Genomic DNA, 13,475 nt, shown 5'->3' with positions numbered 1-13,475 from the left:
CCGATGCCATTGATGTTCCTGAACGGAGGCGCGATGCGCGGCGGCCCGCTGCATCACCTCCTCGGCGGTGCGCCGCTGGTCGCCGCGACCGGGACCGCGCCCCGCTACCGCTTCTACTCGGTGGCCGACCGGTGCCCCGCCCTCGCGCCCGTCGCGCACGGCGGCACCCGGGTCACCGGCGAGGTGTACGACGTCGCGATGGACGTGCTGCGCGACCGGCTGCTGCCCGCCGAACCGCCCGAACTCGAACTCGGCGTGATCGAGCTGGCCGACGGCTCGTCCGCGTTCGCCATGCTGTTGCGCAGGCCGTACACGTCCTACGTCGGCCTGATCGACATCACCGAGCACGGTAGCTGGCAGAGCTACCGGAACGCGTTGGGAGAAGCCGCATGACCGATCGGAGCGAGCGCGGCGAGCGGGGGGAGGGCCCGCGGCGGCCGGTGCCGGAAGGCGCGGCGGGCCGCCGCCCGCGGGCGGCGCGCACGCGGCCGCGGTGGGCCGTCAACTGCTCGATCCTGTTCACCGAGCTGCCGCTGCTCGAACGCCCCGCCGCGGCGCGGGCGGCCGGGTTCGACGCGGTCGAGTTCTGGTGGCCGTGGCCGGGCGAGCCCGTCCCGTCCGCCGCGGACGTCAACGCGTTCTGCGCGGCGATCGAGGAGGCCCGGGTCCGGCTGATCGGGCTGAACTTCTACGCGGGCGACATGCCGGCGGGGGAGCGGGGCGTCCTGTCGGACCCGGCCCGCGCCACCGAGTTCCGCGAGAGCGTCGCCGTGCTGGTCCGGATCGCCGAGCGGACGGGCGTCCGGTCGTTCAACGCCCTGTACGGGCAGCGGCTCGACGGCGTCGCGGCGGCCGAGCAGGACCGGGTCGCGACCGCCAACCTCGTGTTCGCGGCGCACGCGGTCGCGGCGCTGGACGGGACGGTGCTGATCGAGCCGCTCGCCCGGGGGATGAACGGTGCGTACCCGCTCGAGACGGCCGCCGACGCGATGGCCGTCGTGCGGCGGGTGCGGGCGGCGGGCGCGGCGAACGCGAAGTTCCTGTTCGACGCCTTCCACCTGACCGTGAACGGCGACGACCTGGAGAAGGTCGCGCGGGAGCACGCCGCCGACATCGGGCACGTGCAGATCGCCGACGCCCCCGGCCGGGGCCGTCCCGGCACCGGGGAGATCGACTTCGCACGCCTGTTCCGCGTGCTCGACGCGATCGGCTACGACGGCCGCGTCGCCCTCGAGTACCGGCCGGACGGGCCGACCGAGAAGGAGTTCGGCTGGATGGAGGAGCAGCGGGCATGAGCAAGATCGGTTTCATCGGCCTCGGGATCATGGGCGCCCCGATGGCGCGGCACCTCGTCGCCGCCGGACACGACGTGACCGGCTTCGACGTCGCCCCGAAGGGCCTGGACGCCCTCGTCGAGGCGGGCGGCGCGGCGGCGGGCGACGTGGCGGGCGCGGTCGCCGGCGCGGAGATCGCCGTGCTGATGCTGCCGCAGGACGAGCACGTCGAGGACGTGTTCTTCGGCGCGGGCGGCGTCCTGGAGAGCGCCGCGCCCGGCACGCTCGTCATCGACTTCTCGACCGTCCGGCCGGAGACGTCGATCCGGGTCGCCGAGGCGGGCGCGCGGAAGGGCCTGCGGGTGCTGGACGCGCCCGTCAGCGGCGGCGAGCGGGGCGCCGTGGACGGCGTCCTGTCCATCATGGTCGGCGGGGCGGGGGCCGACGTCGCCGCCGCCGCGCCCGTGTTCGACGCCGTCGGCCGGACCGTCCAGAGGGTCGGCGGGCCCGGCGCCGGGCAGTACGTCAAGGCCGCGAACCAGCTCCTCGTGGGCGGCACGTTCGCGCTGGTCGCCGAGGCGATCGTGCTGATGGAGGCCGCCGGGGTGGACGCGCGCGCCGGCATCGACGTGATCGCGGGCGGGCTCGCCGCGTCCCGGATCCTCGACCTCAAGCGCGAGTCGATGCTCGCCCGCGAGTTCGCGCCCGGCTTCCGCATCGACCTGCACCACAAGGACATGGGCATCGCCACGGCCGCCGCCCGCTCCGCCGGGGTGGCGCTGCCGATGACCGGGATGGTCGCCCAGCTCATCGCGGCCGCCCGCGCCCGCGGCCTCGGCTCCCTCGACCACTCCGTGCTGCTCAAGGTCGTCGAGGACCTCTCCGGCCGCGGCGCCGCCTGACATCCGAGCCGGAACGGACGGCCGGTCGTCCCGCCGAGCGCCAACTCCGATAGGAGACCGGCCGTCCGCCCCAGAAAGGACATTGCACCATGCCGAAGACACCCGTCATGCAGGCGGTCGTCGACGTGCTGAGATCCGAGGGCGTCGACATCGCCTACGGCTGCCCCGGCGCCGCGATCCTCCCGCTCTACAAGGCGCTGGAGGAGGACGGCGGCATCCGCCACCTGATCGTCCGGCACGAGGAGGGCGCCGCGCACATGGCCGACGGCTGGGCGCGGACGACCGGCGGCGTCGGCGTCGCGATCGGCACCTCCGGGCCGGCCGGCACCAACATGATCACCGGGCTGTACACCGCGCACGCCGACTCGGTCCCGATCCTGTGCATCACCGGGCAGGCGGCGTCGTCGAAGCTGCACCAGGAGGCGTTCCAGGCCGTCGACATCGTGGAGATCGCCAAGCCGGTCACCAAGTGGGCGGTGCAGGTCAGGGAGGCCGCGCAGGCCCCCTGGATCTTCCGCGAGGCGTTCCGGACGGCGCGCAGCGGACGCCCCGGGCCCGTCCTGATCGACCTGCCGATCGACGTCCAGCAGGAGCTGATCGAGTGGGACGCCTCGATCGACGCGCCGCTGCCGATCGCGCCCGTCGAGCCCCACCTCCCGCGCGTCGAACGGGCCCTCGACCTGCTGCTGGCCGCCGAGCGCCCGCTCCTGCTGGCGGGCGGCGGCGTCATCCTCGCCGGCGCGCACGCCGAACTCACCGAGCTGGCCGAGCTGCTGCAGGTCCCGGTGCAGGCGACGCTGATGGGCAAGGGCGCGATGGACGAGGACCACCCGCTCTACGCGGGCATGACCGGCGTGCAGACGTCCCAGCGGTACGGCAACGCGTCGTTCCTCGAATCGGACCTCGTGCTGGCCCTCGGCGCCCGGTTCGGCGACCGGCACACCGGGCGGCTCGACGTCTACCGCGAGGGACGGACGTTCGTCCACGTCGACATCGAACCCACGCAGATCGGCAAGGTGTTCGGGCCCGACCTCGGGATCGTGTCCGACACCCGGCTGTTCCTCCGCGCGATCATCGACCTCGCGCGGGCGCGCGGCGCCGGACGTCCCGCCGGGACGTGGGTCGCGCGCGTGCGGGAGCTCAAGGCGACGCTGACCCGCCGCGAGGACTTCGACGACGTGCCGATCAAGGCGCCCCGCGTCTACAAGGAGATCAACGAGTTCTACTCGGCCGACACCTACTTCGTCACGGCGATCGGGCTGTACCAGATCTGGGGCGGCCAGCACCAGAAGGCGCCGAAGCCCCGGCACTACCAGGTGTGCGGGCAGGCGGGCCCGCTCGGCTGGGAGATCCCCGCGGCGATCGGCGTCAAGACGGCCCTGGCCGCGTCCGAACCCGACGCCGAGGTGGTCGGGATCGTCGGCGACTACTCGTTCCAGTTCCTCGTCGAGGAGCTCGCGGTGGCCGCGCAGTACGACGTCCCGTTCGTCCTGATCATGCTGAACAACGAGTACCTCGGGCTGATCCGGATGGCGCAGGACCACGGCGGATACGACATGAAGTACGAGGTCGACCTGCACTACGACGAGTACGGCACCGACAACGTCAAGATCATGGAGGCGTACGGCTGCGCGGGCACCCGCGTCGCCGAACCGGACGGCATCCGGCCCGCGCTCGAATGGGCCCGCAAGGAGGCCGCCCGCACGTCCCGTCCCGTCCTCGTCGAGATCATGATCGAGCGGGAGGCCGACACCGCCAACGGCGTCCGCATCGACCGGATCCGCGAGTACGAGCCCGTCCCGTGACCCGCCGCGGGGACGCCGCGGCCCGCGGCGTCCCCGCCCCCACCGGAAGGAGCCGCGTGCCCCGCGACCTGGTGATCAGATCCCGCCGGACGGTCCTGCCGGACGGCGAGCGCCCCGCGGCCGTCGTCGTCCGCGCCGGCCGGATCGCCGCGATCGAGCCCCACGGCACGCCGTCCGACGTCGACCTCGGCGACACCGCGCTGCTGCCCGGGCTCGTCGACACGCACGTCCACATCAACGAGCCCGGACGCACCGAATGGGAGGGGTTCGCGACCGCGACCCGCGCGGCGGCGGCCGGCGGCGTCACCACCCTGATCGACATGCCGCTCAACTCCCTGCCGCCCACCACCGGCCCCGCCGCCCTCGCCGTCAAGCGCGCCGCCGCCGACGGCGCCTGCCACGTGGACGTCGGGTTCTGGGGCGGCGCCGTCCCCGGCAACCTCGCCGAGCTGCGGCCGCTGCACGAACGCGGCGTGTTCGGGTTCAAGTGCTTCACCGCCGACTCGGGCGTCCCGGAGTTCCCGCCGCTGTCCCCGGACGAGATGCGGGACGCGTTCGCCGAGATCGCGTCGTTCGGCGGCCTCGTCATCGTGCACGCCGAGGACCCCGGCTCCCTGACGGCCCCCGCGGGCGGCCACTACGCCGCGTTCCTCGCGTCCCGCCCGCCCTCCGCGGAACGCCGCGCCGTCGAACGCGTCGTCCGGCTCGCCGAGGAGACGGGCGTCCGCGCGCACATCCTGCACCTCTCGGCCGCCGACTGCCTCGCCCCGCTCGCGCGGGCGCAGGCCGCCGGGCTGCCCGTCACCGCCGAGACCTGCCCGCACTACCTCACCCTCACCGCCGGCGACGTCGAGGACGGCGCGCCCGGCGGGACGGCGTTCAAGTGCTGCCCGCCCATCCGCGACCCCGGCAACCGCGACGAACTGTGGCGCGGCCTCGCCGACGGCGTGATCTCCTGCGTCGTCACCGACCACTCGCCCTGCACGCCCGAGCTGAAACGCGGCGACTTCGCGTCGGCGTGGGGCGGCGTGTCGTCCCTCCAGCTCGGCCTGCCCGCCGTCTGGACGGCCGCGCGCGCCCGCGGCCACGACCTCGCCGACGTCGTCCGCTGGATGTCCGCCGCGCCCGCCGCGCTAGCCCGCGTCCCCGGCAAGGGCGCCATCGAGGTCGGCCGGGACGCCGACCTCGTCGCCTTCGACCCCGACGCGGCGTTCACCGTCGACCCCGCCGCCCTGCACCACCGCCACCCCGTCACCCCGTACGCGGGCCGCGTCCTCACCGGCGCCGTCCGGACGACCTGGCTGCGCGGCGCGCCCGCCGGCGACGTCCCGTCCGGCCGCCCGCTGAACCGATCGGAGGGTTCATGACCGAGCAGACAGGAACCGGTTTCACCGCGCTCCCCGACCTGGCCGTCCGGACGCTCGGCGGCTCCGTGCCCGCCGCCAGCGACGAGTCGTTCGAGGAGAAGGAGAACCTGATCAACCCGTGGGCGCCCGCGTTCCACCCGGAGCGGTTCGGGCCGAAGGGGCAGGAGTACGACGGCTGGGAGACGGCCCGGCGCCGCGGCCCCGGCCACGACTGGGCGCTCGTCCGGCTCGGCCTTCCCGGCGTGATCCGCGGCGTCGTCGTCGACACCGCCTGGTTCAAGGGCAACTACCCGCCGCACGCGTCCGTCGAGGCGTGCCGTGCCGACGGGTACCCGGGCCCCGCCGAACTCGCGGCCGCCGACTGGGTCGAGATCGTCCCGAAGTCCCCGCTGAAGGGCGACGCCGCGCACGAGTTCCCCGTCGAGGCCGAACGGCTGTTCACGCACGTCCGGCTGAACATGTTCCCGGACGGGGGCATCGCACGGCTGCGCGTGCACGGCGAGGTCGTCCCGGATCCGCGGCTGCTCACCGGGCTCACGATCGACCTCGCCGCCCTCGAGAACGGCGCGCGGGTCGTCGAGTGCTCGGACATGTTCTACTCGTCGCCCGACAACATGCTGTTCCCCGGCCTCGCCCGCAACCAGGCCGAGGGCTGGGAGACGGCCCGCCGTCGCGGCCCCGGCCACGACTGGGCGCTCGTCCGCCTCGCCGCCCGGGGCCGGGTCACGCTGGTCGAGGTCGACACGACGAACCTGAAGTTCAACGCCCCCGCCGAGGTCGCCGTCCGGGCGGTCCGTCCCGGCGACGGCGACCGGGCGCCCCTTCACGACGTGCTGCCGCGGACCCGCGTCCAGCCCGACACCCGCCACCGCTTCCGCGTCCCGCCCGTGGAGGCGTCCATGGTGCGGGTGGACGTCCATCCCGACGGCGGCCTGGCCCGCCTCCGACTCCTCGGCGAGCTGACCCCCGAGGGGGAGCGGACCCTGACCACCCGCTGGGACGCCCTCACCGCCTCGTGACTCGAGGCGCGGCCGGCGTCAGGACGCGGCCGGTCGCGCCTCGGGCACGGCGATCGTGCCCTGGGCGACCGCGCACAGCAGTTCCGTCCCGTCGCCGGACACCGTCGACAGGTCGCAGCGGCACACGATCCGGGTGCGTCCGGCGCGGACGACCCGGGCGTGGGCCCGCAGCAGCGTCCCGCGGGCGGGGCGCAGGTAGTCGATGGTGAACCCGGCGGTGACCAGCCGGGCCCCCGCGACGGTCCCCGCGGCGAAGGTCAGCGTGTTGTCCGCCGCGTAGCCGAGCACCCCGCCGTGCACGTGGCCGTCCTGCTGCCGCAGGTCGTCGCGGACGTCCAGTTCCAGGGTCGCCTCGCCGTCGCCGAAGGCGACCAGCCGGGCGCCGAGCAGCCTGCTGAACGGCTGCGCCTCCAGGACCAGCCGTGCGGTCGCCAGATCCACGGTCACGCTCATCTCCCACCTCACTTCACTAGTGAAGTGAGCATCGCGGGCCGGTGCCCCGGCTGTCAAGACCGCGTCGTGCGGCGGCCGCCGCGCGGGTCTGCCAGGATCGCCCTATGCCCGAGCCCGAACCCGACCCGCGCCTGTACTTCCTGCTGCAGCGCGCGGCGCACCGGCTGCGCACGGTCGCGGACCGGCGCTGCCTGGCCGCCGCCGGGGTGACCACCGCCCAGCTCGGCGCGCTGCTCGCCGTCCAGGACGAGCCGGACGCCACCCAGCGCGCGCTCGCCCGCACCCTGGGCCTGCGCGAGTCGGCCGTGACCGCGCTCGTCGCCCGGCTCGTCAAGGCCGGGCTGGTCGCGCGGCGGCCGCACCCGCGCGAGCACCGCGCCGTGGTCCTGGAGCTGACCCCGGGCGGCCGCGCCGCGCTCCGCGCCGCCCGCCCGGAGATCGACCGGTTCAACCGCGAGCTGCGGGAACTGCTCGGGGACGACGGATTCCTGTGCGCCTCGTCGGCCATGCGCGACCTGGCCCACTGGGATCCCGACGCCTCCGGCTGACCGGCGGGACGCTCCCCGTTCCCGGGAAATTTCTCGGCCGCGGGTCTGGAAGCGCTTTCTGGAAGGACGTAGCATCCGGTTCGAGCCCGTCTGGAAAGCGCTTTCAGAACGCCGGCGCCGACCGGACGACGTCCAGAGGAAGGGGCATCGTGATGAACGAGCACACCGCCGACACCGACCGGACCGAGGACCGGGCGGCCCGCTGGGTCACGCCCGACTACCAGATCGTGGAGACCTCGATGGAGGTCACGGCCTACCTCACGGCCGAGGACTGACCACCCCGCGATGCGGCTGCTGATACTCGGCACCGCGGCGGGCGGCGGCGTTCCCCAGTGGAACTGCGCGTGCCCGGGGTGCGCCGCCGCCCGCACCGACCCGGCCCGGCGGCGACGGCACGCGTCCGTCGCCGTCGAGGCCGCGGACGGGCGGTGGTACATCGTGAACGCAACCCCCGACATCGGCGAGCAGATCGAGGAGCACGCCGTCCTGCACCCCGGGCCCGGACGGCGGGACTCCCCGGTCGCCGGCGTGATCCTCACCGACGCCGAACTCGACCACACGCTCGGCGTGCCCCGGCTGAGGGAGGCGTCCGGGCTGCGGATCGTCGCGACCGGCGCGGTGCGCGCGGCGCTCGCGGACGGCCTCCGCCTCGACCGGGTGCTCGCCCCCTACGCGGGCCCGACGTGGGCGCCGCTGCCGGTGCGGGAACCGGAGCCCCTCGACGGCGGGCCGCTCGAGATCCAGGGCATCCGGGTCTCGGGCAAACGCCCCCGTTACGCCGCCGCCCTCGACGCCGGGGACGACGCGTGGGTCGTCGCGCTGCGCGTCCGGGACCGGCGGGACGGCAAGGTCCTCGTGTACGCGCCGTGCCTCGCCGACTGGCCCGCCGAGCTGGACGAGGCGCTCCGCGACGCCGACTGCGTGCTCGCCGACGGCACGTTCTGGGACGACGACGAGCCGCGCCGCGCGGGCTTCACCGAGCGGACCGCCACGCAGATGGGCCACCTGCCGATCGCGCGCACCGCCGCCCGGCTCGCCGCGCTGCCCGCCGCGCGGCGCCTGTACACGCACCTGAACAACACCAACCCCCTCGTCGATCCGGACGACGCCGGGCACCGGCGGCTCGCGGCGGCGGGGATCGAGGTCGCCAGGGAGGGAGCGGTGATCGAACCGTGAGCACGCCGACGACGGACCGGGCGCCCGCGTGGCCGGCCGCCGAGCTGGAGGACCGGCTCCGCGCGCTGGGCGCCGAGCGCTACCACCACCGCCACCCGTTCAACCGGCGGATGCACGAGGGCGGGCTGACCCGCGCGGAGCTGCGCCGCTGGGTGCTCAACCGCTTCCACTACCAGCGGCACATCCCCGTCAAGGACGCGCTGATCCTCGCGAAGCTCGGCGACGGCGCGCTGCGGCGCTCCTGGGTCCGCCGCGTCCACGACCACGACGGCGCCCCGGACGGCGACGGCCGCGACGGCGGCATCGAGCGCTGGCTGCGGCTCGGCGAGGCCGTCGGCCTGGACCGGGCGGTGCTGCTGTCCGGCGCGGGCGTGCTGCCCGGCGTCCGGCTGGCCGTGGACGGCTACGTCAACTTCTGCCGGAACGCGACCCGCCTGGAGGCGGTCGCGTCGTCGCTGACCGAACTGTTCGCGCCCGACCTGATGGCGACCCGGATCGCCGCGTGGGAGCACCACTACCCGTGGGTCGAGCCGGAGGGGCTGCGCTACTTCCAGGTCCGCGTCGGGCAGGGACGGCGCGACTCCGAGGAGGCCCTGGCGCTCGTCCACGCGTGGGCGCGGACCCGGGACGACCAGGAGCGGGTGCTGGCCGCGTTCACGTTCAAGTGCGAGGTGCTGTGGTCCCTCCTCGACGCGGTCGAGCACGCCGGGGAGGCCGCCGATGGCTGAGTGGCGGCCCGTCCTGGATCGTTCCGTCGTCCTGCGCCACGACCGCGTCCGCGACGCCGACCTGCTGCTCATGCCCGAGCGCGCGGTCCGGCTGAGCGGCGCGGGCGGCGGCGTCCTCCGGCTGTGCGACGGCAGCCGGACGGTCGCCGCCATCATCGCCGAACTCGCCGCGACGTACCCCGGCGCGCCGCTCGACGACGAGGTGCCCGCGTTCCTCGAACGGGTCCGGGCGGAGGGATGGCTGCGATGATCCCCGCGCCCTGGGCACTGCTCGCCGAGGTCACCCACGCGTGCCCGCTGCACTGCCCGTACTGCTCCAACCCGCTCGAACTCGTCCGCCGCGGCGCCGAGCTGCCCGCCGCCGACTGGGCGCGGGTGTTCGCCGAGGCCGCCGGCCTCGGCATCGTCCAGGCGCACGTGTCCGGCGGCGAACCCCTCCTGCGTCCCGACCTCGCGGAGATCGTCGCGTCCGCCGACCGGGCCGGCGTGTACACCCAGCTCGTCACCAGCGGCGTCGGTCTCACCGCGGGCCGCCTGGACGTCCTCCTGGACGCGGGCCTGAACAGCGTGCAGCTCTCCCTGCAGGACGCGCGCCGCCCGGGCTCGGACCTCATCGCCGGGCGCGTCTCCTACGACGAGAAGGAACGCGCCGCCGAGGTGGTCCGCGCCGCGCGGGTGCCGTTCGGGCTGAACGTCGTCCTGCACCGCCGCAACCTCGACAACCTGCAGGAGATCATCGAGGTCGGGTCCCGCTGGGGAGCCGACCGGATCGAGCTGGCCAACGCGCAGTTCCACGGCTGGGCCCTGCACAACAGGACCGCCCTCATGCCGGCCCGCGCCCAGCTCGAACGCGCGAAGGCCGTCATCGCCGCGTGGCGGGCGCGGCACGACCGTCCCGAGCTCGTCTGGGTGATGCCCGACCACCACGAGGGCGTCCCGAAACCCTGCATGGGCGGCTGGGGCGCCCGCTCGATCACCGTGGGCCCGGACGGCACCGCGCTGCCCTGCCCGGCCGCCTACGGGATCACGGGCCTCGCGTTCCCGAACGTGCGGGACGAACCCCTCGCGCGGATCTGGTCGGACTCGCCGGCCTTCAACGCGTACCGGGGCACCGGCTGGATGACCGGGCCCTGCGTCGAGTGCCCCCGCCGCGAGACCGACTTCGGCGGCTGCCGCTGCCAGGCCCACGCCCTCACCGGCGACGCCGCCCGCACCGACCCGGCCTGCGCGCTCTCCCCGGACCACCACCTCGTCCGCGAGGCGGCCACCGCCGCCGACGCCCCCGGGCCCCCGTTCGTCTACCGCCGCCCCGGCGCCTTCCGCTAGCCGGTGCGGAGACCCGGGACGCACGACGGCCCCGCGACCATGGGACGGTGCGCGGGGCCGGGACGTGCGCCCGGGGGTCAGGAGCCCTCGGCGGGCTCCTCCAGGAGGTCGTCGAACTCGCCGTCCTTGACGCCCGCGATGAAGGCGTCCCACTCGGCCTCGGTGAAGTAGAGGATGGGGCCCTCGGCGTTCTTCGCGTCGCGCATGACGACGGCCCGCTCACCGAAGTCCTTGTGCCGGACGGGGACGTCCTTGCCGTCGACGAACTCGATGATGACCCCGTCGCTGAGGATCGGTTCCTGCTCGGTCACTGCACACCTTCTTCGTCCCGGGGCTGTCGGCGTTCCAGGGTAGTGCGGAACGGGCCGGTCACACAGCGGAACGCCCCGGCCGCCCATGGTGGGGAGCGGCGGCCGGGGCGGGCCCTCACGGACGGGAGAACCCGAGCGTGTACTCGCCGGAACCGCTGTAGGAGTGCACCCGGTACCGGTAGTACCCGGCGGTGCCGTTGTAGGAGACGTTCTCGTCGGGCGTCGGGCTGGTCGACTCCGCCACCGTCTGCCAGGAGCTTCCGCTCCACTTCTGCAGGTAGAGGTCGAAGTCGGTGCCGTCGGGCCCGTCGAGGCAGGCGGTGTGGGCGCCGGACGACGTGCTCCGGTAGTAGCTCCCGTCCGGCTGGTACGCGCTCGCGCCGGACGACAGCGAGCCGGTCGCGGTCGTCTGGTGGCCGGTGCAGGAGCCCGGGTCCGGGCCGGGGCCGCCGTCACCGGAGGTGACGAGCTCGCGGCCCTGCCGCGCGAGGATCTGCAGCACCTCGCCGACCGGCTGGAAGTACATCTCGTCGCCGGATCCGTGGCCGTCCCGGCAGGATCCCGAACCGCCGGACGTGATGCCCTGCGCCTGGCCGTCCTCGGTGAAGAGCGCGCCGCCGGAGTCGCCCGGGTCGGCGCAGATGTTGGTGCGGATCAGCCCGGTGACGGTGCCCTCCGCGTACCGGACGGTCGCGCCGCGCTGCAGGATCTGCCCGCACCAGATCTGGGTGTTGGTGGTCGAGCCGGACCGGCAGACGCGCGTGCCGACGGGGGCCTCGACGGCACCGTTGATCGTCTGGTAGGTGCCGTTCCACCGGTTGACCTTGGCGGTGGGCGTCCACTGGCTGTTCGTGTCGACCCACGCGTAGTCGTCGCCGGGGAACGACGAGCCGCCGAAACGCCCCTGCGCCACCTGGTTGGCGCCGCTCGTGGTCTCGCCGGTGCCGCCGCAGTGCCCGGCGGTGATGTAGCCGCCGTCCACGGAGAACGCGACGGAGCATCCGGCGGACGGCGTCCAGTAGCGTTCGCCGCCGACGATGTCGTACATCGGGCGGGGCTTCGCCGCCGAGTGGACGTACTCGACCGCGCCCGCCTCGGCGCCGCTCGCCTTCACGAACCGCTGCACGGCGGCCCGCGAGGACGCCTTGACGACCACCCGGTTGCTCTCCGGGTCGACGTACCAGGCGGTGACGCCGTCCGGCGCGGACTTCGCGTGCCGGTTCAGCCTCGCCTGAACGGAGGTGAGGTCGCGGGCGTCGTACTTCACGACCTTGGGCGTCGCGCCCGCCTTCACGATCGCGGCGGACTCCGCCGCGTCGGTGGTGGCGACGACGACCTCGGCGGAGCGGCCGGAGCCGCGCTCGATCCAGGCGCCGCCGAAGTCGGCGCCGAGCGTCATCTCGAGCTTCTTCTGGATGCGCGCCGCTTTCAGGTCGGGGTCCGGTGCGGGGGCGGCCGGCGCGGCCTGGGCGGCCTGCGGCGCACCGGCCTGTGCGGCCGCCGGGGTCACCGGCATGGCGAGGAGGCCGGAGGCGGCCATGATGCCCAGCACAACGCGTTTGCGGGCCATGTGGCTCTCCTGGGGGGTGGGGGACGGGAGAGGGGAACGGGCGCCCGATGCCCGGACTGTACGACCGCGCGTGATCGGCCACAATGAATCGCCTTCGAGGGCTTTTTCAGTGTGGATTCCGTTGTCGTCGAAGGCGCGGCCCGTCCCCCGGCGGAAAAGGCGCGAACGCGCGGCCGGGCATCGGCGAAGCGGGAGTGACCGACGCTCACAGCGGAAGGCACGACATGACCCCTGACCCCACGCGGGCGGCGCCCCCGAGCCGCCCCCAGCCCCCCGGTCCGGCGGGCGGCCGCGCATGACGGCGCCGACCGTCGACGGCGACGCCGAGATCGTCCGGCGCTCGGTGACGGAACCGGAGTGCTTCGCCGGCCTGTTCGACCGGCACTACGCCGCGATCCACGGGTACGCGTCGCGCCGCCTCGGGCCCACGCTCGCGGACGACGTGGCCGCCGAGACGTTCCTGATCGCGTTCGACCGGCGCGGGAGCTACGACGCGTCCCGCGCGGACGTCCGGCCGTGGCTGTACGGGATCGCGTCCAACCTCATCGCGCGGCAGCACCGCGCGGAGGCCCGCCAGTACCGGGCGCTGGCCCGCGCCGGGTCCCGCGACGTCGAGGCCGGGCACGCCGACCTCGTCGCCGGGCGGCTCGACGCGCAGGCCGCGCGCGGGCCGCTCGCCAAGGCGCTGCGGAAGCTGTCGCGCGGCGACCGGGACGTGCTGCTCCTCGTCGCCTGGGCCGATCTCGGCGTGGCGGAGGCGGCCGAGGCGCTCGGCATCCCCGCCGGAACGGCGCGGTCGCGGTTGCACCGGGCCCGCAAGAAGATCCGCGCCGTGCTGGGCGGCGGCTTCGACTCCCGAGAGGACACCTTCTGATGAACGACATCGACGCACTGCGCGAAGCGTGGGACGAGCCGGCGCCGCCGTCGTCCGCCGCCCGCGCCGGCGCCCGCGCCGCCCTCATGGACCGCACCGCCGGCCGCGCGCCCGCCGCGGCC

General features: G+C 74.8%; 16 protein-coding genes. 13 read left to right on the top strand and 3 right to left on the bottom strand.

All coding sequences use genetic code 11. The features are described from left to right. Positions 1–12 precede the first annotated feature (12 nt). From ACFQ11_RS23545 to alc, 6 genes are all read left to right on the top strand, one after another. Positions 13–393 carry an allophanate hydrolase-related protein gene (locus tag ACFQ11_RS23545; protein WP_378302142.1) on the top strand — a complete coding sequence of 127 codons (381 nt, stop codon included), beginning with the start codon at positions 13–15 and terminating at the stop codon, positions 391–393. Beyond that, entirely contained in the window at positions 390–1,295 is a 906-nt protein-coding gene (locus tag ACFQ11_RS23540) for a hydroxypyruvate isomerase family protein (RefSeq protein WP_378302140.1), read from the top strand. Before ACFQ11_RS23545 ends, ACFQ11_RS23540 begins: the two co-directional genes overlap by 4 nt. Continuing rightward, complete coding sequence (locus ACFQ11_RS23535; protein ID WP_378302138.1) at positions 1,292–2,176, top strand: NAD(P)-dependent oxidoreductase; 885 nt, start codon at positions 1,292–1,294, stop codon at positions 2,174–2,176. Before ACFQ11_RS23540 ends, ACFQ11_RS23535 begins: the two co-directional genes overlap by 4 nt. 89 nt (positions 2,177–2,265) lie before the next feature. Then, complete coding sequence (gcl, locus tag ACFQ11_RS23530) at positions 2,266–3,981, top strand: glyoxylate carboligase (RefSeq protein ID WP_378302136.1); 1,716 nt, start codon at positions 2,266–2,268, stop codon at positions 3,979–3,981. 56 nt (positions 3,982–4,037) lie between these two features. After that, positions 4,038–5,348 carry an allantoinase AllB gene (gene allB / locus ACFQ11_RS23525; protein WP_378302134.1) on the top strand — a complete coding sequence of 437 codons (1,311 nt, stop codon included), beginning with the start codon at positions 4,038–4,040 and terminating at the stop codon, positions 5,346–5,348. Continuing rightward, on the top strand, positions 5,345–6,367 hold the full coding sequence (gene alc / locus ACFQ11_RS23520; protein WP_378302132.1) for an allantoicase: 1,023 nt from the start codon (positions 5,345–5,347) through the stop codon (positions 6,365–6,367). Before allB ends, alc begins: the two co-directional genes overlap by 4 nt. Before the next feature lie 18 nt (positions 6,368–6,385). On the opposite strand, the gene ACFQ11_RS23515 is transcribed toward alc, so the two are convergent. Further along, entirely contained in the window at positions 6,386–6,820 is a 435-nt protein-coding gene (locus ACFQ11_RS23515) for a PaaI family thioesterase (RefSeq protein ID WP_378302130.1), read from the bottom strand. A 104-nt stretch (positions 6,821–6,924) separates the two neighbouring features. Between ACFQ11_RS23515 and ACFQ11_RS23510 the strand changes: the two genes are divergently transcribed. The 6 genes from ACFQ11_RS23510 (at position 6,925) to pqqE (ending at position 10,598) form a co-directional block, all read left to right on the top strand. Further along, complete coding sequence (locus ACFQ11_RS23510; RefSeq protein WP_378302128.1) at positions 6,925–7,368, top strand: MarR family winged helix-turn-helix transcriptional regulator; 444 nt, start codon at positions 6,925–6,927, stop codon at positions 7,366–7,368. 152 nt (positions 7,369–7,520) lie between these two features. Next, positions 7,521–7,643, top strand: coding sequence for a pyrroloquinoline quinone precursor peptide PqqA (gene pqqA, locus ACFQ11_RS23505; protein WP_378302126.1), 123 nt, complete (start codon positions 7,521–7,523; stop codon positions 7,641–7,643). 10 nt (positions 7,644–7,653) lie between these two features. Next, positions 7,654–8,544, top strand: coding sequence for a pyrroloquinoline quinone biosynthesis protein PqqB (gene pqqB / locus ACFQ11_RS23500; RefSeq protein ID WP_378302124.1), 891 nt, complete (start codon positions 7,654–7,656; stop codon positions 8,542–8,544). Then, positions 8,541–9,272: a pyrroloquinoline-quinone synthase PqqC gene (gene pqqC, locus ACFQ11_RS23495; RefSeq protein ID WP_378302122.1), complete on the top strand. Its 732-nt coding sequence runs from the start codon at positions 8,541–8,543 to the stop codon at positions 9,270–9,272. The genes pqqB and pqqC overlap by 4 nt, the downstream gene beginning before the upstream one ends. After that, positions 9,265–9,522 carry a pyrroloquinoline quinone biosynthesis peptide chaperone PqqD gene (pqqD, locus tag ACFQ11_RS23490; RefSeq protein WP_378302120.1) on the top strand — a complete coding sequence of 86 codons (258 nt, stop codon included), beginning with the start codon at positions 9,265–9,267 and terminating at the stop codon, positions 9,520–9,522. Before pqqC ends, pqqD begins: the two co-directional genes overlap by 8 nt. After that, the gene (gene pqqE, locus ACFQ11_RS23485) at positions 9,519–10,598 is read left to right on the top strand and encodes a pyrroloquinoline quinone biosynthesis protein PqqE (protein WP_378302118.1); all 1,080 of its coding nucleotides are present in this window, start codon (positions 9,519–9,521) and stop codon (positions 10,596–10,598) included. Before pqqD ends, pqqE begins: the two co-directional genes overlap by 4 nt. A gap of 77 nt (positions 10,599–10,675) precedes the next feature. Here the strand turns inward: pqqE and ACFQ11_RS23480 are convergent, their stop codons facing one another. Both ACFQ11_RS23480 and ACFQ11_RS23475 read right to left on the bottom strand, forming a co-directional pair. Continuing rightward, complete coding sequence (locus tag ACFQ11_RS23480; RefSeq protein WP_378302116.1) at positions 10,676–10,909, bottom strand: DUF397 domain-containing protein; 234 nt, start codon at positions 10,907–10,909, stop codon at positions 10,676–10,678. Positions 10,910–11,024: 115 nt separating this feature from the next. Further along, positions 11,025–12,479, bottom strand: a complete 1,455-nt coding sequence (locus ACFQ11_RS23475; RefSeq protein WP_378302114.1) for a S1 family peptidase — start codon at positions 12,477–12,479, stop codon at positions 11,025–11,027. A 295-nt stretch (positions 12,480–12,774) separates the two neighbouring features. Between ACFQ11_RS23475 and ACFQ11_RS23470 the strand changes: the two genes are divergently transcribed. Next, a complete protein-coding gene (locus ACFQ11_RS23470; protein ID WP_378302112.1) occupies positions 12,775–13,353 on the top strand; it encodes an RNA polymerase sigma factor in 579 nt (192 codons plus the stop codon). The last annotated feature ends 122 nt before the right edge of the window (positions 13,354–13,475 follow it).

The sequence above is a fragment of the Actinomadura sediminis genome, from assembly GCF_042675525.1.
Lineage (GTDB): Bacteria > Actinomycetota > Actinomycetes > Streptosporangiales > Streptosporangiaceae > Spirillospora > Spirillospora sediminis.
The sequence above is the reverse complement of the archived record's forward strand: the minus strand, read 5'-3'. Positions and strand labels throughout refer to the sequence as shown.